Source organism: Caballeronia sp. LZ001 (assembly GCF_031450875.1).
In the GTDB taxonomy this organism is placed as follows: Bacteria; Pseudomonadota; Gammaproteobacteria; order Burkholderiales; family Burkholderiaceae; genus Caballeronia.
This window is the reverse complement of sequence record NZ_JARTVX010000004.1, coordinates 714,078-740,320: the sequence shown is the minus strand read 5'-3', so window position 1 is coordinate 740,320 and position 26,243 is coordinate 714,078. Positions and strand designations below refer to the sequence as shown.

The 26,243-nt window shown below is 63.3% G+C and carries 25 protein-coding genes; 15 read left to right on the top strand and 10 right to left on the bottom strand.

The genetic code is table 11. From position 1 onward, the window contains the following. Positions 1-29: 29 nt before the first annotated feature. Complete coding sequence (locus P9292_RS13705; protein ID WP_309959492.1) at positions 30-803, bottom strand: SDR family NAD(P)-dependent oxidoreductase; 774 nt, start codon at positions 801-803, stop codon at positions 30-32. A gap of 100 nt (positions 804-903) precedes the next feature. Here P9292_RS13705 and P9292_RS13700 point away from each other — a divergent pair, with 100 nt between their 5' ends. Continuing rightward, complete coding sequence (locus P9292_RS13700) at positions 904-1,818, top strand: LysR family transcriptional regulator (RefSeq protein WP_250492997.1); 915 nt, start codon at positions 904-906, stop codon at positions 1,816-1,818. 13 nt (positions 1,819-1,831) lie between these two features. Here the strand turns inward: P9292_RS13700 and P9292_RS13695 are convergent, their stop codons facing one another. Then, complete coding sequence (locus tag P9292_RS13695) at positions 1,832-2,881, bottom strand: Gfo/Idh/MocA family protein (protein WP_244828955.1); 1,050 nt, start codon at positions 2,879-2,881, stop codon at positions 1,832-1,834. 382 nt (positions 2,882-3,263) lie between these two features. Between P9292_RS13695 and P9292_RS13690 the strand changes: the two genes are divergently transcribed. Continuing rightward, positions 3,264-3,617, top strand: coding sequence for a Rieske 2Fe-2S domain-containing protein (locus tag P9292_RS13690; RefSeq protein ID WP_250467693.1), 354 nt, complete (start codon positions 3,264-3,266; stop codon positions 3,615-3,617). Positions 3,618-3,627: 10 nt separating this feature from the next. Here P9292_RS13690 and P9292_RS13685 read toward each other — a convergent pair whose 3' ends face one another. Further along, positions 3,628-4,884 (bottom strand): MFS transporter, encoded by a 1,257-nt coding sequence (locus P9292_RS13685; RefSeq protein ID WP_309959490.1) that lies wholly within the window; start codon positions 4,882-4,884, stop codon positions 3,628-3,630. A 206-nt stretch (positions 4,885-5,090) separates the two neighbouring features. Between P9292_RS13685 and P9292_RS13680 the strand changes: the two genes are divergently transcribed. The 6 genes from P9292_RS13680 to P9292_RS13655 all read left to right on the top strand — a co-directional run bounded on the left by P9292_RS13680 (position 5,091) and on the right by P9292_RS13655 (position 10,814). Continuing rightward, the gene (locus P9292_RS13680; RefSeq protein ID WP_250510480.1) at positions 5,091-5,267 is read left to right on the top strand and encodes a hypothetical protein; all 177 of its coding nucleotides are present in this window, start codon (positions 5,091-5,093) and stop codon (positions 5,265-5,267) included. 69 nt (positions 5,268-5,336) lie between these two features. Then, positions 5,337-5,636 carry a DUF6723 family protein gene (locus P9292_RS13675; RefSeq protein WP_244828959.1) on the top strand — a complete coding sequence of 100 codons (300 nt, stop codon included), beginning with the start codon at positions 5,337-5,339 and terminating at the stop codon, positions 5,634-5,636. 84 nt (positions 5,637-5,720) lie between these two features. Further along, the gene (locus tag P9292_RS13670) at positions 5,721-7,517 is read left to right on the top strand and encodes a thiamine pyrophosphate-requiring protein (RefSeq protein WP_250493001.1); all 1,797 of its coding nucleotides are present in this window, start codon (positions 5,721-5,723) and stop codon (positions 7,515-7,517) included. 115 nt (positions 7,518-7,632) lie between these two features. Then, a complete protein-coding gene (locus tag P9292_RS13665; RefSeq protein ID WP_244828961.1) occupies positions 7,633-7,890 on the top strand; it encodes a hypothetical protein in 258 nt (85 codons plus the stop codon). Positions 7,891-7,914: 24 nt separating this feature from the next. After that, positions 7,915-8,244 (top strand): hypothetical protein, encoded by a 330-nt coding sequence (locus P9292_RS13660; RefSeq protein ID WP_250526461.1) that lies wholly within the window; start codon positions 7,915-7,917, stop codon positions 8,242-8,244. A 491-nt stretch (positions 8,245-8,735) separates the two neighbouring features. After that, positions 8,736-10,814: a hypothetical protein gene (locus P9292_RS13655; protein ID WP_309959487.1), complete on the top strand. Its 2,079-nt coding sequence runs from the start codon at positions 8,736-8,738 to the stop codon at positions 10,812-10,814. Between the two features lie 326 nt (positions 10,815-11,140). On the opposite strand, the gene P9292_RS13650 is transcribed toward P9292_RS13655, so the two are convergent. The 3 genes from P9292_RS13650 to P9292_RS13640 all read right to left on the bottom strand — a co-directional run bounded on the left by P9292_RS13650 (position 11,141) and on the right by P9292_RS13640 (position 14,151). Further along, entirely contained in the window at positions 11,141-11,428 is a 288-nt protein-coding gene (locus P9292_RS13650; RefSeq protein WP_309959485.1) for a hypothetical protein, read from the bottom strand. A gap of 72 nt (positions 11,429-11,500) precedes the next feature. Continuing rightward, positions 11,501-12,844, bottom strand: coding sequence for an MFS transporter (locus tag P9292_RS13645; RefSeq protein ID WP_250509735.1), 1,344 nt, complete (start codon positions 12,842-12,844; stop codon positions 11,501-11,503). A gap of 32 nt (positions 12,845-12,876) precedes the next feature. Beyond that, entirely contained in the window at positions 12,877-14,151 is a 1,275-nt protein-coding gene (locus tag P9292_RS13640) for a glucarate dehydratase family protein (protein ID WP_244828967.1), read from the bottom strand. 156 nt (positions 14,152-14,307) lie between these two features. On the opposite strand from P9292_RS13640, the gene P9292_RS13635 reads away from it, so the two are divergent. Continuing rightward, on the top strand, positions 14,308-15,018 hold the full coding sequence (locus P9292_RS13635; RefSeq protein ID WP_250466325.1) for a GntR family transcriptional regulator: 711 nt from the start codon (positions 14,308-14,310) through the stop codon (positions 15,016-15,018). 5 nt (positions 15,019-15,023) lie between these two features. Here the strand turns inward: P9292_RS13635 and P9292_RS13630 are convergent, their stop codons facing one another. Beyond that, positions 15,024-16,160 (bottom strand): GGDEF domain-containing protein, encoded by a 1,137-nt coding sequence (locus P9292_RS13630; RefSeq protein ID WP_309959483.1) that lies wholly within the window; start codon positions 16,158-16,160, stop codon positions 15,024-15,026. A 155-nt stretch (positions 16,161-16,315) separates the two neighbouring features. On the opposite strand from P9292_RS13630, the gene P9292_RS13625 reads away from it, so the two are divergent. From P9292_RS13625 to P9292_RS13600, 6 genes are all read left to right on the top strand, one after another. Continuing rightward, positions 16,316-16,903: a glutathione binding-like protein gene (locus P9292_RS13625; protein ID WP_244828970.1), complete on the top strand. Its 588-nt coding sequence runs from the start codon at positions 16,316-16,318 to the stop codon at positions 16,901-16,903. 291 nt (positions 16,904-17,194) lie between these two features. Further along, positions 17,195-17,932 (top strand): SDR family oxidoreductase, encoded by a 738-nt coding sequence (locus P9292_RS13620; protein WP_309959481.1) that lies wholly within the window; start codon positions 17,195-17,197, stop codon positions 17,930-17,932. Between the two features lie 67 nt (positions 17,933-17,999). After that, a complete protein-coding gene (locus tag P9292_RS13615) occupies positions 18,000-19,661 on the top strand; it encodes a rhodanese-like domain-containing protein (RefSeq protein ID WP_309959479.1) in 1,662 nt (553 codons plus the stop codon). Then, complete coding sequence (locus tag P9292_RS13610) at positions 19,658-20,869, top strand: LLM class flavin-dependent oxidoreductase (protein WP_309959476.1); 1,212 nt, start codon at positions 19,658-19,660, stop codon at positions 20,867-20,869. The genes P9292_RS13615 and P9292_RS13610 overlap by 4 nt, the downstream gene beginning before the upstream one ends. After that, on the top strand, positions 20,866-22,197 hold the full coding sequence (locus P9292_RS13605; protein ID WP_309959474.1) for an LLM class flavin-dependent oxidoreductase: 1,332 nt from the start codon (positions 20,866-20,868) through the stop codon (positions 22,195-22,197). The genes P9292_RS13610 and P9292_RS13605 overlap by 4 nt, the downstream gene beginning before the upstream one ends. Positions 22,198-22,229: 32 nt before the next feature. Next, positions 22,230-23,468 carry an SfnB family sulfur acquisition oxidoreductase gene (locus P9292_RS13600; RefSeq protein WP_309959472.1) on the top strand — a complete coding sequence of 413 codons (1,239 nt, stop codon included), beginning with the start codon at positions 22,230-22,232 and terminating at the stop codon, positions 23,466-23,468. Between the two features lie 37 nt (positions 23,469-23,505). On the opposite strand, the gene P9292_RS13595 is transcribed toward P9292_RS13600, so the two are convergent. Genes P9292_RS13595 through P9292_RS13585 form a run of 3 tightly spaced genes read right to left on the bottom strand, consistent with a single transcriptional unit; the run spans position 23,506 to position 26,208 of the window. Beyond that, positions 23,506-24,504: an ABC transporter substrate-binding protein gene (locus P9292_RS13595; RefSeq protein ID WP_250509741.1), complete on the bottom strand. Its 999-nt coding sequence runs from the start codon at positions 24,502-24,504 to the stop codon at positions 23,506-23,508. A gap of 29 nt (positions 24,505-24,533) precedes the next feature. Beyond that, positions 24,534-25,313 (bottom strand): ABC transporter ATP-binding protein, encoded by a 780-nt coding sequence (locus P9292_RS13590; protein WP_309959470.1) that lies wholly within the window; start codon positions 25,311-25,313, stop codon positions 24,534-24,536. Next, positions 25,300-26,208 (bottom strand): ABC transporter permease, encoded by a 909-nt coding sequence (locus tag P9292_RS13585; protein WP_250466342.1) that lies wholly within the window; start codon positions 26,206-26,208, stop codon positions 25,300-25,302. Before P9292_RS13585 ends, P9292_RS13590 begins: the two co-directional genes overlap by 14 nt. Positions 26,209-26,243 lie beyond the last annotated feature (35 nt).

The following is a 26,243-nucleotide window of genomic DNA, read 5'->3' as shown; positions in this document are numbered from 1 at the left end:
AGCCCGGCTTTTTTTCGTCCGGCACGAACTCATCTGTCGATACGCACGCCCGACAGACGCTCGCAAATGCCGATCAGGCGGTCCTGCATGGCTTCGTCGCGCGCGGCCGGATCGCACGAGCGCTCGCGCAGATGGAAGAAGTAGCGGCCCGATACGCGCGCCTTGTCGTCGTCGCTGGCTGCGAGCCACGCTTGCGTGCGATGCGCCTTGTCCATGTCGTCGGGCGCGGAAGCGCCGCCCATCTTCGTCGGCACCCAGCCGGGTTCTAACGCGTTGGACAGCACATCCGGCCAGTAGCGCGCCACCGCCAGCGCGAGCAGCACGTCCATGAACTTGCTTTCGGCATACGCGAGCGAGCCGTTCCAGCGGCGTTGCGTCCATTCGATGTCGTCGAGATTCGCGGGCGTGCCGTGATGCATGCCGGAACTGAGATACACGAGCCGCGATGGCTTCTCGATCAGCGCCGTCAGCACGTACGGCGCGAGCACGTTGATGGCGAAAACATGCGGCAGGCCATCGACGGTTTCGATACGGCCCGGCTCGCGATACCCCACGCCCGCATTATGAATGACGGCATCGAAGTGTCCCAGCCGGTTGACTTGCTCCGCCACGCCGCGCGTGGCTTCCAGACTCGCGAGATCGCCCGTGACGACGCCTTGCGCTTGCGGCAGGACAGTGCGTGCGTCCTCGGCGCGCGCCGCGTTGCGCGCATGCAGCACCACGGCATGCCCTTGTTCGATCAAAAGACGCGCGGCCATGAGACCGAGCCCGTCGCTCGATCCGGTGATGAAAATTCGTGACATGCAACGCTCCTATGGCGATTGATCCAGAGCCCATTCTGCGCGTGAAGGCGCCGCTTCGCGATAACATGAAAGCCATTTCATCGATGACGCGGAGGCATGAATGGCGGGCTTCAACGAACGCATCCTGAACGGCATCAGCGTGTTCGCGGCTATCGTCGATGCAGGCACGTTCGCCGCCGCGGGCAACCGTCTCGGCATGTCGCAGCCCGGCGTGAGCCGCGCCATCGCCCGCCTGGAAGCGCGTTTGAGAGTGCGGCTATTCGATCGCACGACGCGCAGCGTGTCGCTCACCGACGACGGCCGGCGCTTCTTCGAACAAGTCATGCCGCATCTGAACGGACTGGAAGAAGCGGCGGCCACCGCTTCGGGCGGCGCGACCGCCGTGCGCGGCCGGTTGCGCGTGAATGTCGATCCCATTTTCTCGCGCCTCGTGCTCGGGCCGAAGCTCTACGCGTTCATGGACGCGCACCCGGAGATCGAACTCGAACTGATCACGAGCGACCGCCTTGGCGACATGATCGCGGACGGCTTCGATCTGGCGATCCGTTTTGGCGAGCCGCGCGACTCGAGTCTCGTCGCTCGCAAGCTGCTCGACACGCCGGTGCGCACCGTGGCCGCGCCTTCATACATCGCGCGATGCGGACGGCCCGCGACACCGCAAGCGCTGGAAAGCGACGCGCATACGTGCGTCGAGTTTCGCGATCCTGAAACAGGGCGTCCGTTCGTGTGGGAGTTTCACCGCAAGAAGAAGCGCATGACCGTCGATACGCGCGGCCGCCTCACGCTCAACGATGTCGGCACCATGTTGAGCGCCAGCCTGTCGGGCTATTGCGTCGCGCAGATTCTCGAACTCGGCTCCGAGCATCTGTTCACGGAAGGCAAGTTGATCGACCTTTTTCCCGACTGGCCCGACGAGCGCTTCCCGCTGTACGCGTACTATCCGTCGCGGCATCATCCGCCCGCGAAGACGCGGGCGTTTCTCGATCTCGTGATTTCGCTTGCGCAGACGAAGTGAGGCCGTTCGTCATTCAGGCGAGCGTCACGGACTTTCCAGTGCGAGCGCTTTCGATGATAGCGGCCAGCGTCGCCGCGTTATCGAGACTCGCCTGCGCGTAGAACTCGATGGCGGCCGTATCGTGCGTGGCGACCATGCGCGCGAACGCTTCCGCCGTGAAGAAGAAGCCGCTGCCCGTGTCCGACTGCACTACTTCGAACGGCACCGAATTGGGAATGCCGCGCCGCACGCGCAACTGGCTCGGCAGATAGCCATACGGATGCCCGTGCGTCAGATCGCTCGTATGGTTGAGATACTCGGTATCGATCGTGCCTTCGGAACCGATGATCGTCGCATATCGATGATTCGCGCCATCCATTGCGCAGGAGAGTTGCGCGCGGCGGCCATCGGCATAGATGAGCGTCGCCATGAGGCTGATGTCGACCTTGGTATCGGCCCACGTCGCCACGGCCTGCACGCTTTGCGGTGCGGTTCCGGTCACGAGGCGAATCAGGCTTAGCGGATAGCTGCCTGCATCGAGCAGCGCGCCGCCGCCGAGTTCCGGCTTCATGCGGATGTTCGCGCCCGGGTTCCCGACAGTGAAGCCGAAGTTCGCCTGAATGGCGCGCACCGCGCCGATGGCGCCTTCGCCGATCAGCGACATCATCTGCGCGGTCTGCGGCTGGAAGTACCACGGGAAGGCTTCGAGCAACAGCACGTCGTTGCGCTCGGCGGCCTCGAACATGCTGGCGGCTTCGTCGCGGGACAACGCGAGCGGCTTCTCGCAGAGGACGTGCTTGCCGTGGTTCGCTGCCTTGATGGCCCATTCGGCATGCAGGCTGTTGGGCAAGGGAATGTAGATGGCATCGACATCGGGGCTGGCGAGCAGTGCTTCATAGCTGCCGAACCATGCGCCGATGTCGTTCGCTTCCGCGAATGCTTTTGCGTTGTCGTCGCTGCGGCTCGCCACCGCGACGATGCGCACGTTTTCGCTTGGCTGCACGTCACGCGCGAATTGCCTGGCGATATTGGCGCCGCCGAGAATACCGAGGCGCAAGGGCGATGAGGCTTGAATCGATGACAAGGCAGCTCCTTACTTGAACGAGAGAAATGAGTGGAATCGATCAGGAACCGTATCACAGCTTGACTGCGCGGCGCTTCATGTACGTGTGAAAGGTGAGGGTTTGCGGGATCGTGTGTTTGTGCGCCTCAATTGCCTGGATTTCGCTTCATTGGATGCGCTACTCGAAGCGCGCGGAGCATTGCTGCATAAGGACAAGCGGCATGACGCTTGGTTTGCTCACGCTCCGCGTATGGACGCGCTCTTCGACCAAAGGTGAGCGTTTTCGGGGAGCATGTCTGCAGACAATTAGCGCGATAACCTTAGGCGCCCTTGGGCTTATCGCTTAAGCTCAGGATGAAGCGTAAGGCGCGTTGCCCGTGCAAACACAGAGAGTCGTTGGCGTATGAAGTCGTTGAAACTGCAGGAAATGTCTGGATGGGCTCACGTGTGCACGTCGGAGAACGTGCCGTGCGAAGCGGCGCGCGCCGTTTCGTATGGAGATAGACGACTCGTCGTGTGGCGCGATGGCGAAGGCGGCATCCATGTCTGGGACGATGCTTGCCCGCATCGAGGCAATGAACTGTCGACAGGACGCGTGACGGGCGGGTTGATCACGTGCGCATCGCATGGCTGGCGCTTCGATAGCAACGGTCAGCATGTGCGACCGCTGACGGTTGCATCGTCGTGCCGCGATGACTCTTACGCGAGAACATATGAAGCGCGCGAACACGACGGCACGATTCTCGCGATGCTTTGAGGACCGCGTATCAGCGAAAGAGCGGTGACGAATCCACATCCGCGAGCTTCGACAACTCTTCGCCACGTTCGTCGCATGCCTGCCGGATCTGGCCGCCGTAGCCAATCCATATCGCGAACGATGCCACCGACACGCTGCCGAGCAGCATGAACGCAACCGGATAGCCGAACAGGTGCGCGAGCCATCCGCCAATAAGCGGACTCAGACACGCGCCCGCTGCCTGAACGCCCTGCACCGCGCCCTGCCCCAGATTCACGCGACCGCTGCCATGCAGAAGATGCACGACAAGCGCCGGCACGGCCACGCTTTGCAAACCGGCGCCAATGCCGTCGAGAATCTGCACGGGAAGAATGCCCCATGGCGGCTCTAACCACGCTGCCGTCACCGCGCGCAACGGCAAGGTCAGAAGCGTGACGAGAATGATCCACCAGAAGCCGAAGCGCCGCGTCAGACGGCTCGCGAAAGCCGCCGCCAACAACATGACGACCTGCGCGATCACGATATTCGCCGCCGTGATCTGGCTTGCGCCCGCTTTGTGTGTCGATGCAACCGCGAGACTGTAGAGCGGCAGCATCGCCGAATTGCCGAGGTTGAACGCGGCAAGCGCGATGGCCAGCAGGAGCAAGGGCCGATTGCGCACGAGGATACTCGCGCTGTCGGTTTGTACCGGCGCGTTGTCGTCGTTGTCATCGCGAGCAATACCGCGTGCGTGATGCCTATGCACGGAACGCGCGGGAATCAGGAACGCAGTAAGCATGCAGCCCACGCCGAAAGCCGCGCTCAAGGCAAACACATAGACAATGCCAAGCCACGCGCCAAGCCATCCAGAAAGCAAGGCAGCAGCAATATTGCCCGCATGATTCGCCACCTGATTGCGGCCGAATTGACGGTCGAAGTTTTGTCTTCCGACGATGCCAAGCGTCAGCCCCGCCAGGGCCGGTCCCATGGCGGCGCCCGCCACTGCCGTGGCGATCTGCGAAAGCGTGACAGGCCAGAAGCCTTGGCCCAGCCAGATGATCACCGCCGCCAGCACCGTCAGCGCGCCGCCCGCGGCCACGATGCTGCGGCGGCGCGTGGTGGCGTCGACGAGCGCGCCCGCGGGCGCCGTCACCAACATGCCGACGATGCCCGCGATGGTCAGCACCGTGCCGATCTTTTCCGACGTCCAGCCATTGGCCAGCAGATAGATGCCAAGGAACGGCCCGACGCCGGCTTGTACATCCGCCGCGAAGAAACTGACGGCGATTAAAGGAAAAGTCGGCTTCACGCGATAAACCGCCGCGATGCAGGCAGTTCGAGGTCAGGCGGATAAGCGCAGGTCACTTGCTGATCTCCCGTAGTTGGCGGTCGAGGAGCAAAGTTCGCGCCAGTGATCGGTCGTCGCGCATCTGCCAGACACGTCTCACCCCGCGACGGTACGCCGATTGCTCGAACAATGACGATGCAATCGAACGATCGCGACCAGGTGACGAAATGAAGCGTACTGTCCTGCCGACACTCATCCTCGCCATCGCGATGGTCTCGCTCATAACCGGCTGCAAGCGCGACACGGACACAGCCGCTTCGACCACGCCCACATCCTCCGCGCCCGCAGCGGCAAGCTTTCCTGCGACGGCCGCGAGCGATACGCCGGGCGGCGCCAGCCAGTAAGCCATACGGCTCGAATGCGGCACAACGAATGCTTATCGGATTTTCAAAGTTCATCGACCACCACGAATCATGAAAGAGCCAGTTTCCGGACGAGCCAAGCTCGTGCTGTTCCCGCATAAGAAGGATCGCAATGCGAAGCCGGGTTTGACCGATGACGACTACGCGATTTACGCGTCATATCGGCCGCATGTGGGAGGCGGTTATGTCGGCACGCTGAAAGTCGTGCGCTTGACGGATGCCCGCTTGCTCTTTCCCTTCGAGGGCGCGGAAGATATTGGCCCGTTCGATTCGAAGCAGACGGCAAAAGATGCTGCCGTGCTGCGCGGCCGGGAAATCGTCCAGGCCGATTTGCAGGTTCCCGAGCTCTAAACGCAGCATTCTTTTACCTCTGCTACGTTGCGACATCGCGACGTATGCGTGCGCTTTTTGCTTCGTCATCCGGAGAAAAATTCCATGTCCACTACTGTCGGCGATTTTCTGATCGACCGTCTGCACGCCTGGGGCGTGCGCCGTATTTATGGCTATCCCGGCGACGGAATCAATGGCGTCTTCGGCGCCATGAATCGCGCGAAAGGCAAGATCGAATTCATTCAGGCGCGGCACGAGGAAATGGCCGCGTTCATGGCATCCGCACATGCGAAGTTCACGGGCGAGCTGGGCGTGTGCATCGCGACATCGGGACCGGGCGCGGCGCATCTGATCACCGGCCTTTACGATGCGCGGCTCGATCACATGCCAGTGCTCGCCATCGTCGGCCAGCAGGCGCGCGCCGCGCTTGGCGGTCATTATCAACAGGAAGTCGATCTGAGCGCGTTATTCAAGGATGTCGCGGGCGCGTTCGTGCAACAGGCAAGCGTGCCTTCGCAGATACGGCATCTCGTCGATCGCGCGGTGCGCATCGCCATTGCCGAGAAGCGCGTGACTGCGCTCATCCTGCCGAACGATCTGCAGGACCTCGACTATGAAGCGCCCGGCCGCAAACACGGCACCTTGCATTCGGGCGTGGGCTATCGCGCGCCGAAGACCGTGCCGTATCCCGATGACTTGCAGCAAGCCGCCGATGTGCTCAACGCCGGCAAGAAGGTCGCGATACTCGTCGGCGCGGGCGCGTTGCAGGCAACCGACGAAGTCATCGCCATTGCGGAGAAACTCGGCGCGGGCGTGGCCAAGGCGCTGCTGGGCAAGGCTGCATTGCCGGACGATTTGCCTTTCGTGACCGGTTCCATCGGCTTGCTCGGCACCGAGCCGAGCTACAAGCTCATGACCGGATGCGACACGCTGCTCATGATCGGCTCGGGTTTCCCTTATGCCGAATTCCTGCCGAAGGAAGGCGCGGCGCGCGGCGTGCAGATCGACCTGAAGGCGGACATGCTGAGCATTCGCTACCCGATGGAAGTCAACCTCGTCGGCGATAGCGCTGAAACCTTGCGCGCACTTCTGCCCTTGCTTGAAGAGAAGACGGATCGCGCGTGGCGCAAGGACATAGAAGGATGGATGAGCGACTGGTGGAAGACGCTCGAAAAGCGCGCGCTCGAGCCCGCTACAACCGGCGTGAACCCGCAGCGCACCGTGTGGGAATTGTCGCCGCGCGTGCCGTCGAATGCCATTGTCACGAGCGATTCCGGCTCGTGCGCGAACTGGTATGCGCGCGACCTCAAGGTGAAACGCGGCATGATGTGCTCGCTCTCGGGCGGCCTTGCATCGATGGGCGCGGCCGTGCCCTACGCCATCGCGGCGAAGTTTGCGCATCCCGAGCGGCCGGTGATCGCGCTCGTCGGCGACGGCGCCATGCAGATGAACAACATGGCCGAACTCATCACCGTGGCGAAGTACTGGAAACAATGGTCCGATCCGCGCTGGATCTGTCTCGTGCTCAACAACCAGGACCTGAATCAGGTGACATGGGAGCAGCGCGTGATGGAAGGCGACCCGAAGTTCGAGGCATCGCAGGACATTCCATCGGTGCCGTATCACAAGTTTGCCGAGATGATCGGCCTTAAAGGCCTGTATGTGGACGATGCCGAACGCATGGCCGCCGTGTGGGACGAGGCGTTTGCATCGGACCGGCCTGTCGTGATCGAAGTCAAGGCCGATCCCAATGTGGCGCCGCTGCCGCCGCATATCACGCTGCAGCAAGCGAAGGCGTTCGCGACCACACTCTTGAAGGGCGATCCAAACCAGGGCAACGTGATCGTCGATACGGCGCGGCAAGTCCTGGGCGCTGTGCTGCCGGGGCATCGGGACAAATAGCTTTCGATGCGACGTGATGCATTGCGGCGGCATAACCGTTGCTGCGTTATTCGCGTAACCGTTGCAACTGTGCGGCCGACCTTCGGCGCACTGATCCTCGATCAGGAGCAAAGAAATGAATAGCGAACCTTCGGACCCGGTGGAACGCGCGGACCAGCGCCGCGAAGCGATTGGCGAAGGCGACGTGAAGGAGAAGGCCGACGGCACGATCGAACAGCGTGAACACGGAAACATGGATGCATCGCTGGTCCCGAAGGGCAAGGACCATCCGGAGCAAGGGCCTTACACGCCGGAGAACGATCATATCGATCCCGATGTCGATCCGGACGCCGGGCCCGATCATCCATCGAGCAAGCGCGATTCGGAAGCGTGAGTCTTATCGAAAAGGAGAGATGCCATGAAGATCAGCAAGCAACTCGTTCTATGCGCACTCATGTCGGGATTGTCCGGCGCGGCGGTCGCGCAAAGCGCGCAGACACAGCCGGGTGCGAGTCATGGTCCGGCCAGCCCCGGACAGGTCAATAGCGATATGACTCGTTCGGGCACCGCCGATATCACTACTGGTAAATCGGCAACGGGTGGGTCCTATAACGGCACGAGTGCCGCGGGTCGTGGCACAAATCAGGGCTCGGGCGGCATGCAGCCTCGCGTAACCGGATCGGGCGGCGGTAGTTCGAATGGTGCAACGAGTCCTTCAACCAACGGCGGCGGTGGACAGGGCTTCTGATAACCGATCGCTTGAGCGCAATGCGGCGGTGTTCGATGGTTCGGACACCGCCGCTTTTTTTATTACGCGCTTGAGGAAGTTATGCGGTGTGGACCGCATAACGATTGCCATTGAATCTTTCGATAACCATCGAATTAACTTTCAACTAGCATTCGTTTCGAGTGCTATACCGTGCTCATAAGTGCGTTCGATGTGCTTCCAATTAGTTAGGATGCCGACTATTTTCACGATTTTCCCGTTGCTGATCGATGCATCTCTCCCATTGCGGCAAGGCAAAATTTCCGCTGGTGATCGGCTTCACGTGGTAAGTGCAACCGTGTCTTTTGTGGCTTATGCAAACGTTTTCTGAGAGGTCGCGCACGCCCTGCTACATGGCCGCCCGGCGCTAGGTTGAGTAACGCACAGAACGACATCCTCAGACTGCCATTCTTGCCCCACATCGCGTTAAACGCCTCACCGAAGCGTCGCGATAGCCAAACTACGGGGAAGACATGAGGAACCCAAACAAATATAAATTGAGGACGGCGCTCAAGCTTAGCGTGATCGTTATCGCGGCTGTGGTGTCGAATCTTTCACATGCTCAGACAGCCACGGAGGCTTGCAATAACCTGACATCGGCGGCATGCGCGAATGGTGTCATCGGGGTTGCGCCGGCGGCGGTGTCTGCTGCAACGGACCCGCAAACGCGCGCTCAAGCCGCCGTTTTGCCGGGACGGATGGTTGGACTTCCAGCGGGTAACCGGAGTGGGACATCCGCTGGTGCTGCGGGTACTTCGAGCAGCAATGGCGCGAGCACGGGTAGTGGAACCGCTAGTGCTGGAACGGCGGCTGGTCAGGGATCGACCGGAGGGCAAGGTGCGGGGTCGACTGGTTCGCATGGTGGCTCGAGTTCCGGTAGTACGGGGTCGGGTTCTGGGTCGGGTTCTGGGTCTGGTTCTGGGTCGGGTGGTGTAGGCGCTGGTGGTGGTAGCACGGGCGGTGGCAACACGGGCGGTGGCAACACGGGTGGTGGCAGCACGGGTGGTGGCAGCACGGGCGGTGGCAGCACGGGTGGTGGCAGCACGGGCGGTGGCAGCACGGGCGGTGGAAGCACTGGCGGTGGCAACACGGGTGGTGGGAGCACGGGCGGTGGCAACACGGGCGGTGGCAACACGGGCGGTGGCAGCACGGGCGGTGGCAGCACGGGTGGTGGTAGCACGGGCGGTGGCAGCACGGGCCACGGCGGCGGCAGCTCCGGTCACGGCGATGGCGGTCATGGCGATGGTGGTCACGGCGACGGCGGTCACGGCGACGGCGGTCACGGCGACGGCGGTCACGGCGACGGCGGTCACGGTAACGGTGGCGGCAACGGCAGCAGCGGTGGTCACGGTGACGGCGGCCATGGCGACGGCGGTCACGGCGACGGTGGCGGCAACGGCAGCAGCGGCGGTCACGGTGATGGCGGTCATGGCGACGGCGGACATGGCGATGGTGGCCACGGCGACGGCGGCCACGGTAACGGCGGTGGCAACGGCAGCAGCGGCGGTCACGGTGATGGCGGTCACGGCGACGGCGGTCATGGCAACGGCGGCGGCAACGGCAGCACCGGCGGTCATGGCAATGGCGGCGGCGATGGTGGTGGCCACGGTGATGGCGGCCACGGTAACGGCGGTGGCAACGGCAGCACCGGCGGTCATGGCAATGGCGGCGGCGATGGTGGTGGCCACGGCGACGGCGGTCATGGCAACGGCGGCGGCAACGGCAGCACCGGCGGTCATGGCAATGGCGGTGGCGATGGCGGCGGCCACGGCGACGGCGGTCATGGCAACGGCGGTGGCAACGGCAGCAGCGCTGGTGGTCATGGCGATGGCGGTGGCCACGGCGACGGCGGTCATGGCAACGGCGGCGGCAACGGCAGCACCGGCGGTCATGGCAATGGCGGCAGCGATGGCGGTGGCCATGGCGACGGCGGTCATGGCAACGGCGGCGGCAACGGCAGCACCGGCGGTCATGGCAATGGCGGCGGCGATGGCGGTGGCCACGGCGACGGCGGTCATGGCAACGGCGGCGGCAACGGCAGCACCGGCGGTCATGGCAATGGCGGCGGCGATGGTGGTGGCCACGGCGACGGCGGTCATGGCAACGGCGGTGGCAACGGCAGCAGCGCTGGTGGTCACGGCGATGGCGGCGGCCACGGCGACGGCGGTCATGGCAACGGCGGTGGCAACGGCAGCAGCGCTGGTGGTCATGGCGATGGCGGTGGCCACGGCGACGGCGGTCATGGCAACGGCAGCAGCGCTGGTGGTCATGGCGATGGCGGTGGCCACGGCGACGGCGGTCATGGCAACGGCGGCAGCGCCGGTGGTCACGGCGATGGCGGCGGCCACGGCGATGGCGGTCATGGCAATGGCGGCGGCGCAGGTAGCACCGGCGGCCACGGCAATGGCAGCAGCGGCGGTCACGGCAATGGCGGCGGCGCGGGCAGCAGCGGTGGCCACGGCAACGGCGGCGGTGGTCACGGTGGTGGTGGCGGCGGCGGCGGTGGCGGTGGCGGTGGCGGTGGTGGCGGTGGTGGAGCAGGCGGCCGCTAACTCACCCTTCCCAAACGCGTCGATCGGACCGCAATCCGGTCGACGCGAATCAAAAGCAAAGCCAACACAAAGCGCTAAAGCACCCGATGCTGCCTTTGCAGCATCAAACAGATTCAAACGTCAATCGACAACCGCGGGCCCGATGCAATCCGCCCGCGGCCGCAACAAACTTCCCTCCTCGATCTGCCCCATCGAATGCGCCATCCATCCCCCGCTTCGCGCGATGGAGAACAACGCGAACGCCGCACCCTCCGGTAACTCTCAATGCTCAACGAGCGCAGCCAGCGCGACGTCGATGCGGGCTTCCTACCTGTCAGACGCTCGGCTCAATCGATCAAGGCACGCGCCACATCGGATGCCTCGAAAGCGCATAAAAGATCCGCGCGGGAATCGCCCTGCGGATAAGGCTCGGCGTGACGCGAGGCATGCCAAGCGCGCGCAAGACGCATACGCATCGGACGAGCAGCGAAAGCAAGCTCGACAAAGCTGCTCGCGAGCCGGCCGACGAGTTCGGCGGCGCACACGAACATGCCTGCGAAATCGGCATATCGGTTCGGGTACGGAAGAAATGCGCCAGGCGATGGCCGAACGTAGTCGATGCGCTGGCCAAGCATTCCAACATTGCCAGGCCGCGCGATGAATCGAAACGACGTGCGGCGCGTATCGCCTGACGCCGGACGCCACAATCAGTGCGAACGCCCCGCCTTTGCAATCATCACGCCGCGTCCATCGCGCGGCTTCATGGCCGCGAAGAAGACGAGCGCCGCGGCCACGACCGACATCGCGGCGAGCCCCGTGAGGCCGCCTTCGATCGATCCCGTCTTCTGCTCGAGAAAGCCGAAGGTCGCGGGCGCCACGAAGCCGCCGAGATTGCCGAGCGAATTGATGAGCGCGATGACCGGCGCCGCGATGCGCGCGTCGAGATAGCCTTGCGGAATCGGCCAGAACAGCGACGACGCGGCCTTGAAACCCATCGCCGCAAAACAGATCGCCACGAACGAAAACACCGCGCTGCCCTGCCCCGCCGCATACATGCCGAGCGCGGCGATGATCAACACCACCGCCACCCAAGCCTGCTGAAACTTGAAGCGCGCCGCGAGCATGGCGAAGACGTACATCGCTGCAATGGAGATGATCCACGGAATCGAATTGAAGAGCCCGACCTGGAAGTCGTTGAAGTGCCCCATCTTGCGGATGATGCTCGGCAGCCAGAACGTCGCGCCGTAGATCGTCAGCGACACGGAGAAGTAGATCAGGCAGAAGATGAGAATCTGCGGATCGCGCAACAGGCTCCACGTGGATGGCTTGACGGTATGCGACGCGTCACGTTCCACTTGTTCGCTCTCGATCTCGTCGATGATCGCGTCCTGCTCCGCACGCGTGAGCCACTTCGCATCGCGCGGCTTCGAATCGAGCCAGAACCACACGAAGGCCGCGAGCACCACGGAAGCGGAACCTTCGATCAGGAACATCCACTGCCAGCCATGCAGACCCATGCCGTCTATCAGCATGAGCGCGCCGGAGATCGGCCCGGATAGCACCGAAGCCAACGCGGAGCCGCTCAAGAAAATCGCCATGGCACGGCCACGCTGATTGCTCGGCAGCCAGCGCGTGAAGTAGAACACCACGCCGGGAAAGAAGCCCGCTTCAGCCGCGCCGAGGACCAGGCGCATGATGTAGAACGAAGTCTCGCCGCGCACGAAAGCCATGCCGACCGCCGCCAGTCCCCAAGTAATCATGATGCGCGTGAGCCACGCCTTCGCGCCGAAGCGCTGCAACAGCATGTTCGACGGCACTTCGAACACGGCATAGCTCACGAAGAACAAGCCCGCGCCTAGTCCATAAGCCGCAGCGCCGATCCCAAGATCAGCGCTCAGATGCTGACGCACGAAACCGATGTTCACGCGGTCTATGTAATTGACGATGAACATCACGACGAAGAGCGGCAGGATATGCCACTTGATCTTGCTGACGGCGCTGGTCAGTGGATTCGTCGGTTCATCCGCGCGATCTGGCGTCGAACTGCTCATGGGCTTGTCTCCTCGTTGATCGTGCGTGCCGCTCAGAAGCGCGGATTCTTGCCGGTGAATTCCGGCTGATATTTGCGCATCTGCTTGAGGTCGTCACGATTGCGCACGCCGCACGAGAGATATTGCTCATGCAGTTCCGCGAGCCTGTCGCGGTCCAGTTCGACACCGAGGCCCGGCGTCGTCGGCACGCGCACCGCGCCGTTATCGAACTTCACCCGGCCGCCCTTGATGACTTCCTCTTCCTGCCACGGATAATGCGTGTCGCATGCGTAAGTGAGATTGGGGATACTCGCGGCGACATGCGTCATCGCCATCAGGCTGATGCCCAGGTGCGAGTTCGAGTGCATCGACATGCCAAGCTCCCACAGGGCGCACATGCGTGCAAGCGTCTGCGTCGCGCGCAGGCCGCCCCAGTAGTGGTGATCCGACAGCAGCACCTTCACCGAGCCCATTTCGCAGCCGCGCCGGAAGTCGTCGAAAGTCGTGATGACCATGTTGGTCGCAAGCGGCAACCGCGTGTGCTTGGCGAGTTCCGCCATGCCTGCGAGACCCGGACACGGGTCTTCGTAGTATTCGAGCAGTTCGTCGAGTTCGGGCGCGGCCTCGATGCTCGTTTCGAGCGTCCAGTTGGCGTTCGGATCGAGCCGCAGCGGCGTGCCGGGAAAAGCCTCGGACAGCGCGCGCATGCAGGCAATTTCATGCTTCGGCTCGAATACGCCGCCCTTGAGCTTGATACTTTGAAAGCCGTACAGATCGATCATGCGGCGCGCCTGCGCCACGATCTGTTGCGGGCTGATGCCTTCGCCCCAGGCATCCGGCGCATACGGCTTGTCGATATGTTCCGCATACTTGAAGAAGAGATAGGCGCTGTACGGCACCGCGTCGCGCACCTTGCCGCCGAGCAGATCGACGACAGGCGCGCCGACCATTTGCCCTTGCAGATCGAGCATCGCGACTTCCAGCGTGCTGATCACTTTCGACGCGTTCTTGGCCGTGTGCGAGCCGGGTGCGAGTTCGAATTCCACCGCGCCCGGGCTTGGCTTGATGCTCGCACGCACGCGCTCCTCCATGCGGTTCAACTCAAACGGCGAGAGGCCGATAGCCAGTTCCTTCGCTTGTTCCAGCACGCGCAGCATTGGCTCATCGCCATAAGTTTCGGAGATACCGACGCGCCCGTCGCTCGTTTCCAGTTCGACGATGGCGCGCAACGCCCACGGCTCGTGAATACCGGCCGCGTTCAGGAGCGGACCGTCGCGAAAGGCGATCGGCGTGATGCGGACTTGCGTGATGGTGACGCTGCGGCTCATGGGAATTATCCGGGAGTGGAATCGATATCCGCATCATAAACACTAATATATTAGTGCGTCAGTGGGGAAAGTACCCATCGTCGCTGCCGCGGTATACGGCCGGAAATCATTCTTGCAGGCCTTAAAATCGCGAATATCGCAATCAAACAGTCCGCCATGAAACTCATCGACGCCCCGGCTGCGGCAACTCGACAAGGCCTCGACCGGTCGCGCCACGCCGCGCCGCAAGTGTTCGAGCAGTTGCGCGCGCGCATTCTTTCGCTCGAACTCGCGCCGGGCACGGTGCTGTCGCGCGCAGATCTCGCCGCGCGTTATGGCCTTTCCCAAACGCCCGTGCGTGACGCGTTGATGAAGCTGGGCGAGGAAGGTCTCGTCGATATCTTCCCGCAGCACGCCACCGTGGTTAGCCGCATCAGCGTGACTTCGGCGCTGCAAGCGCATTTCCTGCGCCGCTCGATCGAGCTGGAAGTGGTGCGCACGCTGGCGAACGCGCGCAATGCCGAGTTGGTGGAGCGGCTGCGCACGACCATCGAGAAGCAGATGGAGCTGCGCGACCTCAAGAATTACGAGCAGTTCTCGCTACAAGACCAGGCGTTTCACCGGCAAATGTACGAAGCCGCCGGCGTGCCGCAGTTGTGGGATCTGGTGCGCCGGTTGAGCGGCCATATCGACCGGTTGCGGCGGCTGCATTTGCCCGTCGAGGGCAAGACGCTTGCCGTGGTGCGCGATCACACCGAAATCGTCGATGCCATCGCGAATGGCGACGCCGAAGCCGCCGACGCCGCGTTGCGCAAGCATCTGTCCGGCACGCTGCATCAGATCGATCAGATTCGCACGCGTCATCCGACCTTTCTGGCGGACGACTGAGCGCGCTACCAGCACGCGTCGCCGATAGCGGTCAGCTTGTCGCGTCCGGCGACCTTCGCGCGATACAGCGCCTTGTCCGCGCGTTGCAGCGCATCCTGAAAGCTTTGCTCGCCTTCGCTCACCTGCGCGACGCCGATGCTCATCGTCCATTCCGGCATGCCTTCCGTGAACGAGCGGCACGCGCGATGAATCTGGTTGGCGCACGCCTGTGCATAAGGCGCGCGCCATTCCGGCAGGATCGCGATGAACTCGTCGCCGCCCAGCCGCCCGAACTCGCCGCCGAGCGAGCCGACTTCCGCGCCCGCCAGCCGTGCCAGTTCCATCAGCACGTTATCGCCCGCGAGATGGCCGTGACGGTCGTTGATCTGCTTGAAGTGATCGAGGTCGATGGCGAGGATGGTCGCGCCCGGTGCGATCAATGGCCGCGCGTGTTGCTCAAAGCCCGCGCGATTCCATACGCTCGTCAGCGGATCGCGCAACGCGGCATCGCGCAGACGCTGCTGCGCGCGCTCCGCCGGAATCGCGAGCAGGCCAAGATTGAGCACGGCCAGAAGCAGTTGATCCGAAAGCATTGGAATGACCGCGAGAAAATTCACGCGCGAGTCGCCCCACGCCAATGCCGCGAGCGTGATCGCGTAACCCGGCAGATAACCGAGCATCGCAAGACCGGCGATGCGCCCGCCCCGGCTCTTTAGGCGGCGCGCGTCCAACACGAGCATGGCGCCCGCGATCAGCGCCGATATCGCGATGCCGATGGTATCGCCCGCGCGCGTCCAGGCGAACACGGCCGGCCGTGCGCCGAACGTCAACGTGGGAAGCACGTGGACCAGCACGGAGCCCGCAATAGGCGCGAGCATCCACCAGCGAAAAGGCGGCTTGCCGTCGAATGCGCGCATGCCCGTGATCAGCAGCATGTTGCTCGCCGCCAGCCCGCCCAGCAGCAGGCCATCTAGGAATAAACGGTCTTCCCAGAACTCGAAGCCGACCAGAACCGCCGCATAGAGAAACGCGCTCGCCGACCAGTGCGCGAAGTAGCGTTCCGCGCGCGGTTCGAAGCGCACGAGCGCAAAGACGAGTCCGAACGCGCTGCTCGAAAGCACGCTGCAAAGACGTAGGGTTTCGGTGTCGGGTGTGGGGAACATGACCGGGCGACGCGGCCTGCGCGTGCGAGGGAGAAGGACACCGGTATATCGGCAGCCAAATCGTGAAACTTGAGCCACGGCTCGACGTTTTCGCGCGGCATAACCCTTGCTCGCCTTCAAGACGCCAAATCAACGAAACCAAGGAGGGGCACACGATGAAACTTTATTACGCACCCGGCGCATGCAGTCTCGCGGATCACATTGCCATGCACGAGGCAGGGCTCGATTTCGAACGCGTGAAGGTGGATCTGAAGACCAAGCTGACTGAAGACGGCCGTCCATTCGACGAGATCAACCCGAAAAGCTACGTGCCGGTAGTCGAATTGGACGATGGCCGCCGTCTGACCGAAAACATCGCGATTCTTTCGTGGGTCGCGCGTCAGAAGCCCGCGCTCGCACCATCCGACGATGAAGGCGGCACGCGTCTGCTCGAAACGCTCGCCTTCATCTCGACCGAAATCCACAAGCAGTTCGGCCGCGTGTTCCGCCCGACATCGGATGCGGAAGCGTCGGCGGCGCGCGAGAAGATCGGCCAGCGTTTTACGCTCATCGACAAGATGATGAAGGGCGACTATCTCTTCGGGGAATCCGCAAGCGTCGCGGATGCTTACCTTTTCACGATGCTGACATGGGCCAACAAGATGAGCATCGAAGTGCCGGCAAAGCTCAAAGCGTTCTACGAGCGCATGCGCGAGCGGCCCGCTGTCAAGCTCGCGCTCGAACACGAAGGCATTTCGCTTTGAACCTGACCATCTAACCAAATACGAAATCAGGTAAGAAGCATCGTTGAAATGATCGGTTTGCGATGACCGCAAGCAAGGCGAAGATGGGCGACTCCGCTCTCGAAACACTTCGTCCATGCTCCTTTCCGCCATCGCCACCAACACACCGGGGCGGCGCGCATGAACGCGTTGCCCCGGCGCCTGCCCGCCTCGTTCCCTGACGTTTTCCGCGAATCTTCGGCCGGTCGCCTCGACAACCGGCTGTGTGGGCGCGCGCGCCGCGTACTTTCCAACCATTCATCGGAGTAAGCCATGAGCAGCACATTCAAGGACCAGGTTGTCTGGGTGACGGGCGCTTCCGGCGCGCTGGGCGCGGCCACCGCGCGCACGCTCGCCGATGCGGGCGCGACGGTCGTCGCATCGTCACGCAGCGTCGATGAGCGATTGTTCGCAGCGTCGCCGAACGTGGTCCCGCTCAAGGTCGACGTCACCGATGACAAAAGCGTGAAGGCGGCGTTTGCGCAGATCGAAGAGCGCTTTGGGCGCCTCGATGGCCTCGTCACCAGCACCAACGTCTCCACTTTCGGCGACTTCCTCGAACTCACCGACGACGACTGGCAAAGCGTGATCGATGCCAAGCTGCTCGGCTCGGTGCGCCCGATTCGCGCCGCCTTGCCGCTCTTCATCAAGCAAGGGCGCGGCGCGATCGTGGCGATCTCGGGACGCGGCGGCATTGCGCCGCCGCCGAATCATTTCCCCGGTTCGAGCGTAAACGCGGCTATCGATCTGCTCGTGCAAGGTCTCGGCCGCCGCTACGGTCCGCAAGGCGTGCGCGTGAATGCCGTCGCGCCCGGTCCGATCCGCTCGCCGCGCTTCGATGCGCTCGCCGCCGCGCAAAGTCAGAACGAGCCCACGCGCCTGACCGCGCTCGAAGGCCCCGGCACGCCGGAAGACGTCGCGGCCGCGGTCGCGTATCTGCTTTCGGACGATGCCCGTTTCGTCACCGGTTCGCGTCTCTATGTCGATGGCGGCGGGCCGCCCTACGCGTAACGCGTAACTCGTAACGCGTAACGCCCGATTCGCCGCGTCAACCGAAACCCATCCAAGGACCTTCTTCATGTCACGCTTCGTTTCTCCCGCGCAATTGCGCACCCTGATCGCTCAACACAATGAACTCGCGGTGCTCGACGTGCGCGAAGAAGGCGTGTCGTCGAAAAAACGCCTGTTCTATTCGTCGGTCGCGCCGGTCGGACGCCTGGGTCTCGTGATCGATCGGCTCACTCCACGTCGCGGCACGCCCGTCGTTCTCGTCGATGCCGAAGGCGCCGAGGACGGCTATGCGCAACGCGCCGCCGCATTGCTGGCGCGCTGGGGCTACACGGACGTGTCGATTCTGGATGGCGGCGTGGAAGGCTGGGCACGCGCCGGCTTCGAAATTTTCAGCGGCACCAACGTGCCGGGCAAGGCGTTCGGCGAACTGATCGAGCATCGGCTGCATACGCCCAACATCGACGCCGAAACGCTTAAGGCGCGTCAGGATGCGGGCGACGATCTGGTCGTGCTCGACTCGCGCCCCTTCGGCGAATTCAACAACTTCAATATTCCCGGCGGCATCGACTGCGCGGGCGCGGAGTTGGTGTATCGCGCGCTCGCGGCGGCGCCTTCGCCGGATACGCTGATCGTCGTCAATTGCGCCGGGCGCACGCGCAGTATTCTCGGCGCGCAATCGCTCATCAATGCGGGCGTGCCGAATCCGGTCGCCGCACTCACGGGCGGCTCGATGGCTTGGCTGCTCTCGGGCCTCGAACTCGAACACGGCGAGATTCGCACCGCACCGCGTCCCGAAGGCGCGAGCCTCGCGACCGCGCGCGAACTTGCGGCGGCCGCCGCGCGCAAGGCGAACGTGCCCGTGATCAACGGCGAAACGCTCGCGGCGCTCGAACGCGAAAGCGGCGAGCGCACGCTGTATCGCTTCGATGTGCGCGATCCGCTCGAATACGCGGCGGGGCATCCGGCAGGCTGGCGTTCGGCGCCGGGCGGTCAACTGGTGCAGGCGACCGACGAGTACATCGCCACGCTGCATGCACGCGTGGTACTGCGCGACGACGATGGCGTGCGCGCCCGCATGACCGCGTCGTGGCTCAAGCAACTCGGCTATCTCGATGTCCGCGTGCTCGACGATGCCGCCAGCGCCGCCCTCACCCACGACGCGCTCGAAGCCGGTCCCGAGCCGTTGCGCGTGCGTCCGCATGGCGCGCGCACGCGCTGGATCGAGCCGGATCATCTGCAACGCGCGCTCGATGCCGGTCGCGCGCAAGTGATCGATATCGACGCGAGCATTGCGTATCGCAAAGGCCATGTGCCGGGCGCACGTTTCGTGGCGGCAAGCGCAGTGGAAGACCACCTGCGCTCGGGCGTTTTCAAGCGCGATGCGCCCGTCGTGCTGACTTCGGAAGATGGCTTGCTCGCCGGACTCGTCGCCGCCGAACTCGCGCCGCGCTGGCCGGAGATCGCCGCGCTCGTGGGCGGCACGGCGCGCTGGAGCGCGATTGGCTTGCCGCTCGAAACCGGCGACGCGCACAACCTGACTGGCGACGACGACGCGTGGTATAGCCCGTATCACGTCGAGAAGGAACGCGTGGCCGAGCAAATGAATGCGTACCTCGCGTGGGAGCTGCAACTGGTCGAACAGGTGGAGCGCGACGCCATTGCATCGATCGATGTGCTGGACTTCAAGACGGCCACGGACAAGCGCAGCCGCGAACGCCTGGCATCATGACTTCACCGACGATACGCCCTGTCTTCGACGGTTCGACGAGTCCCGCCGACATTCCCGGCAGCGCGCTTCACGGCGCGTTTCAGCAACCGTTGATGCTCGGCCTCTTCTTGCCGATTCAGAACGGCGGCTGGTCCATCTCGACCTTGCCGCGCTCGACCGACTGGCGCTTCGACTACAACGCGCGGCTCACGAAGACAGCGGAAGCGCTCGGCTTCGATCTGGTCTTCGGCCTCGCGCAATGGCTTGGCAAGAACGGGCATGGCGGCGCGCTCAAGTATCGTGAGCAATCGCTCGACGCGTTCATCGCGACGAGCGCGCTTGCCGCCGTCACCGAGCGCATCCTGCTGATCTCGACGGTGCATGCGCTCTATGGTCCGTGGCATCCGCTGCATCTCGCCAAGTTCGGCGCGACGCTCGACCATATCTCGGGCGGACGCTGGGGCATCAACCTGGTGACGGGTCACGTCAAAAGCGAATGGGCGATGTTCGGCCAGCCGATGATCGAGCACGACACGCGCTATGAACGCGCGGCCGAATTCGTCGCCGTGCTCGATTCGTTGTGGCGCAGCGATGCGAATCAGAACATCGATTCGCCGCACTGGCAGTTGCAGGACGCATTCGTGAGTCCGCGACCGCGCTTTCATCGGCCGGTGCTCGTGAATGCGACCGGGTCGCCCGCGGGGATTGCGTACGCGGTGCGTCACTCGGACCTGATCTTCATCACGAGCCCCGCAGGCGCGGATTTCAACGACGCCATCGGCGCTCTGCCTGCGCATACCGCGACCATTCGCGAAGAGGCCGAGCGGGTGAAACGCAACGTGCGCACGCTCATCAATCCGACCATCGTATGCCGGCCGACCGAACGCGAGGCGCACGAGTATCGCGATGCCATCGTCGCTCACGCCGATGAAGGCGCGCTCGACGGCTTCGTCGGCCAGCACGGCCGCAGCGACGCGAAGGCATGGGCGAATCACAAGCGCGAGCAGCGCATTCTCGGCGGCAATCTGCATCTGATCGGCTCGCCCGAGCAGATCGTCGATCAGTTGCTTGAATTGAAGCGCGCCGGTTGCGATGGCGTGCAACTCACCTTCTTCGACTTCGAACCGGACCTCGCGTATTTCGGCGAGGCCGTGTTGCCGCTTCTCGTCGATGCGGGCTTGCGACTGCCCGTGCCCGCAGCGAACTCCTTACCTCGGACGACGTCATGACCAAACATCGCCAATTGCATCTGAACACCAACATCACGGGCGTCGGGCGGCATCCCGCAGGATGGCGCACATTGGACAACCCGCGCGCGATCATCGACTTCACGTTCTTTAGGGAGATTGCAACGACAGCGGAGCGCGGCAAGCTCGACGCCGTGTTTCTCTCGGATGCGCTCGCCCTGCGCAATCACGCCGAAGGTCCGCAGCAATCGTTCGAACCCACGGTGCTCCTCACCGCGCTCGCGGGCGCGACCGAGCATGTCGGTCTCATCGGCACGGCATCGACCACGTTCAACGATCCGTTCAATCTCGCGCGGCGCTTCGCATCGGTCGATCACCTGAGCGGCGGGCGCGTCGCGTTCAATGCCGTGACGACCTACGACGCAGCCGCCGCCGCGAATTTCAGCTTCAACACGCCGCTTTCCACGGAAGAGCGCTATGCACGCGCGCAAGAATTCGTGGATGTGGTGACGAAGCTCTGGGATAGCTGGGAAGACGACGCGCTCGTCGCCGATCAGGCCACGGGACGTTATGCGGACCCGTCGCGCGTGCACTCCATCGAGCATCGCGGTCAGTACTTTTCGGTGCGCGGCCCGCTCAATGTGCCGCGTAGTCCACAAGGAAGGCCCGTGCTCGTGCAGGCGGGATCGTCCGAAGGCGGACGCGCGCTTGCCGCCCGTTTCGCCGATGCGGTCTTCACCGCGCAAACCACCTTGCCGAGCGCGCAGGCGTTCTACAAGGAGATGAAGGAACGCGTGGCGCGGCATGGGCGCAACCCCGATCACTTTCTGCTGTTGCCGGGCCTGTATCCGGTGGTCGGCGGAACCGAACAGGAAGCGCGCGCGCATAAAGCCGAACTCGATGCGCTGCTCGACACCGACCGGGAAGTCGCGCGCCTGGCCGGCGCGCTCGGGCTCTCGCCGGACGATCTGCATATCGACAAGCCGCTGCCTTATGAGCGCATCGAAAAGGTCGTGCGCTCGGACTTGCCGCGCGGCTTCATCGACTCGACGGTTGCGCTTGCCAAGGCCGAAAACCTGACCGTACGCGAGTTGCTCGATCGCAATCCGGGCGCGCATCGAATCATTGTCGGTACGCCCGAGCAGATTGCCAACGACATCGCGCAGTGGTTCGAGGAGCGTGGCGCGGATGGCTTCAATCTCAACGCGGATGTGTTTCCGAGCGGCCTTGCGGCGTTCGTCGATCACGTCGTGCCGCTCTTGCAGCGCAAAGGCATTTTCCGCACCGATTACGAAGGCACGACCTTGCGCGAACATTATGGTTTGCCGCGTCCCGACAGCCAGTATGCAAAGAGGCGCGAGGCCGCCTGATCTTTTATCGTCCGAGCCTCTAAGGGAGTTTCATGTCTTCTACTCTGGATCAACCGACTCGCGCGCAAGAAGCGCATCGCATTCGTACCGATGCAGAAGCGCTGGAAACGGCACAACGTCTCGAACATGCGTTCGCGCAGGAAGCGTCGGAGCGAGATCGCGAGCGGCGCTTGCCGCGTAAAGAACTCGAAGCGTTCAGCGCATCGGGACTGTGGGGCATCTCGGTTCCCAAGGCATTCGGCGGCGCGGATGTTTCCGTATGGACCATCGCGCAGGTCTTCGAACATATCTCGGCAGGCGATTCATCGCTCGGCCAGATTCCGCAGAATCACTTCGCCAATCTGGAACGCCTGCGGCACGACGGCACGCCTTCGCAGCAGGCGTTTTTCTTCGAACGCGCGCTTGCAGGCGAGCGACTCGGCAATGCGACGGCCGAACCCGGCGATCGCTTGCCGGGCTCGCATGAAACACGCGTGCGGCGCACGACGCGCGGGCTCGTCGTATCGGGCAAAAAGGTGTACTCCACAGGCGCGCTCTTCGCGCACTGGATACCCGTCGCCGCGCGGGACGATGATGGCTCGCCCGTGTTCGTCTACGTGCCGCGTCATGCGCGCGGCGTCGAAGTGATCGACGACTGGTCGGGCTTCGGGCAACGCACGACTGCAAGCGGTCGGGTGCATATCGACAATGTCGAAGTGGACGCGGTGCAAGTGGTGCGTCGCGAGCCAGGCGGCGAGATCGATACGGGCAACGCGGTTTCGCAGCTGATTCATGCGGCGATCGACCTGGGTATCGGCCGTGCCGCGCTCGATGAGACGAAGCGCTTCTTGCGCACGCTTGCGCATCCGGCACGAGGAAGTGGCGCCGCACATGCCACGGACGATCCGTTCACGTTGCGCGATATCGGCAAGCTGACCGTGGACCTGCACGCTGCGCGCGCGTTGACCGAGCGCGCAGCGGTGTTGATCGAAGCGGCGCGTGTGCCCGGTTCAGCGCGTGACAAAGTGAGCGCGGCCATCGTCGCGACGGCGGAAGCCAAGATTCTCACGACCCACCTCGCGCTCGATGCATCGAACAAACTCTTCGAGCTTGCAGGCACGCAATCGACACGCGAAGAGCATAACCTCGACCGCCACTGGCGCAATGCGCGCACGCATACGTTGCATGACAGCGTGCGCTGGAAGTATCACGCGGTGGGGCAGTATGCGCTGAACGACTTGCTGTGCGATCCCTTCAGCTACGCGCATCCTTATACGGCGGTGAAGGAATGAACAAGCGGGCGTGTTCTGCGCACGCCCGCTTCAGGCATCAACGCGCGGCGACTGCTTGCGAATCGAATACCGGATTGAACTCGATATCCACCTTGATGTTGTTCTTGATATCGCCGGACTTGTAGAGCGTGTCCGCAATCTTCTGCTCGCGCGCGACGAGCGTCTTGTCGAGCGGATAAAACACGGAGCGTCCATTTTCCGCCGAGAACTTCGCTCGTGCCGGCGACTGTTTCATTTTCTCCGCATAGATCTTTTCGACGGCCGGCACGTTCTGCGCCCACCACGTCCACGAGCTCTTGAGACGTCCGAGGAAGTCACCGATGGCCTTGCTCTTCGCGGGATCGCGCAAGACATCGGTGCGGGCCGCGAACACCGAGAGCGCGGGGATATCCAGTTCGTCGCTCTTGACGATCACGCGTGCATCGCCCTTGTCGACCGCTTCCTTCACCGGACCAAAGCCGCCCGAATAAACCGACACCTGTCCCGCGTTGAAAGCGGAAGCCGACACGTTGCCATCGCCGAACTTGACCGCTTGGAAGTCCTTCGGCTTGAGATCGGCCTTCACATACGACAGCACGTATTGCAGATAATTGAAGCCGCCGAAGTTGTAGCCCCAGGTCTTGCCGCGCAGGTCCGCGAGCGTCTTCACGTTGGCTTCCTTTCGAACCACGGTGACGATAGGCGGATACGCGTTATCCGGGTTGCGCCATCCCGCGATGATCTGCAAGGGCGCGGTCTCCGGCGTCCATGTCTGACGCGCATTCCCCTGTTCGATGATGAGCGAGGTATCGCCCATCAGACCCACGTCGAGCACTTTCGAATAGAGCGCGGACAGTTGCGCGGCGGGTCCCGTGAGCACGGCCCACTTGACCTTGTACGGCGCGCCATCCAGCACGTGCGATGCCTCGACGATCAATGGCCACGCGGCATCCTGCGTGCCGATCTGAATGGTGAGCGGCTCTTCCGCGAACGCCGAAGTCGATAAAGCAAGGAAGCCCGTAACGAAGAGTGCGGTTAAGCTTTTCTTGATGCGCATGAAGTGAGTGGTCGGTTAAGGAAGGAATGTCAGGCCGCGTTTGCCGTCGCGGCTCGTTGTGGTTCTTCTGTCGTCACGCCGAGCGCTTCGAGCAGTTGTGTTCTGAGTGCTATGGCGTTGCCGTCCGCACGCGAGCGCGGCCGCGGAAAGTCCACGGTGACGTCCGCGCTTATCTCGCCTTGCGACAACACGACAATGCGGTCCGACAAGAGAATGGCTTCGTCGATGTCATGCGTCACCAGCACGACCGCCGGCGTATGCGCGCGCCACAAGCGTGCGACGAGGTCGTACATGCGGATGCGGGTCAATGCATCGAGTGCGGCGAAGGGTTCATCGAGAAGCAAGAGACGCGGCTCGCGCACGAGCGCTCGGGCCAATGCGACGCGTTGCGCTTCGCCGCCCGAAAGCGTCTTTGGCCAGCCTTCCGCGTGACTTGCAAGACCCACTTCGTCGAGCGCGGCGAGTGCGTCGTTTTTTGCGGCGCCCAACCTGTCATGGCCGATGACGACGTTCTCCCACACGCGCCGCGCCGGCACGAGACGCGGTTCCTGAAACACGACGGAGCGCGCATTCGCCACGCGCACGCGTCCTTCATCGGCCTTGTCGAGGCCCGCGAGAATACGCAGTAAAGTGGTCTTGCCGGCGCCCGATGCGCCGAGCATCGATACGAATTGGCCGCGCCTTATGTTCAGCGATACGTCCTTGAGTACTGCACGTCCGCCGAAGCGACGGCTCACGCCTTGCAATTCGAGTGCGATTTCACGATGATCGCGTACGTTCTTCAAGGCATCGATATCAGGCGAGTTCAAAGCGCGGCCTCCACGGAAGCGCGACATGTTCGAGACCGCGCATGATGAGATCGGTGAGAATGCCGAGCGCCGCATAAACCAGAATGCCCGCGATGATGATGTCCGCGCGCTGGTTCTGGTTCGCATTGACGAGGATGTAGCCAATGCCGTTCTGCGCGTTGATCTGCTCCGCGACGACGAGCGCAAGCAGCGCCACGGCGGACGCATAGCGCAAGCCGACGAGTATGGAAGGCAGCGCGGTCGGCAGAATGATGCGCAACGCTACTTGCCGGCTCGATAGCCCGAACACGGTGGCCGCTTCGAGCAGCTTGGGATCGACACCGCGCACGCCCGCGTAGGTGTTGAGGTACATCGGGAAGATGGTCGCGGCGAGAATGACCGCGATCTTCGCGCCCTCGCCGATACCGAACCACGTGATGAAGAGCGGAATGAGCGCGATGAATGGAATCGTGCGCAGCATCTGCAAGGGCGCATCGACGACTTCTTCGCCTACGCGCCATAGTCCCGCGAACAAGCCCGCAATCAGGCCGATACCGCCGCCAATGGCAAGGCCGGTCGCCGCACGCGCCAGCGATACGCCGATAGCGCTCTGCAATTCGCCATCCGCGACGAGTTCCTTCAATGCAGCAAGGATGACGGTCGGCGGCGGCAGCGTTTCGGGCGCGATGAGTTGCAGCGACGACACGAGTTGCCACAGCACGACAATCGCAATGGGCACGCCCACGCGCAAACTGCGCGAGCGGATGAGCTTCCAGTTCAGTGTCGTGGTACGGGCACGTTCGCGTGTGGGCAGTTCGACCAGCGTCTGTGCGCCGGATGCGCGTGGCGCGGGCTGTTCGAGCGGCGTGCCCGGATCGAGCTCGAGTGTCGCCGAGGAAAAGCGAGGGGCATTCATGGGCATTCTTCGAGTGAGAAAGAGAACACCCGATA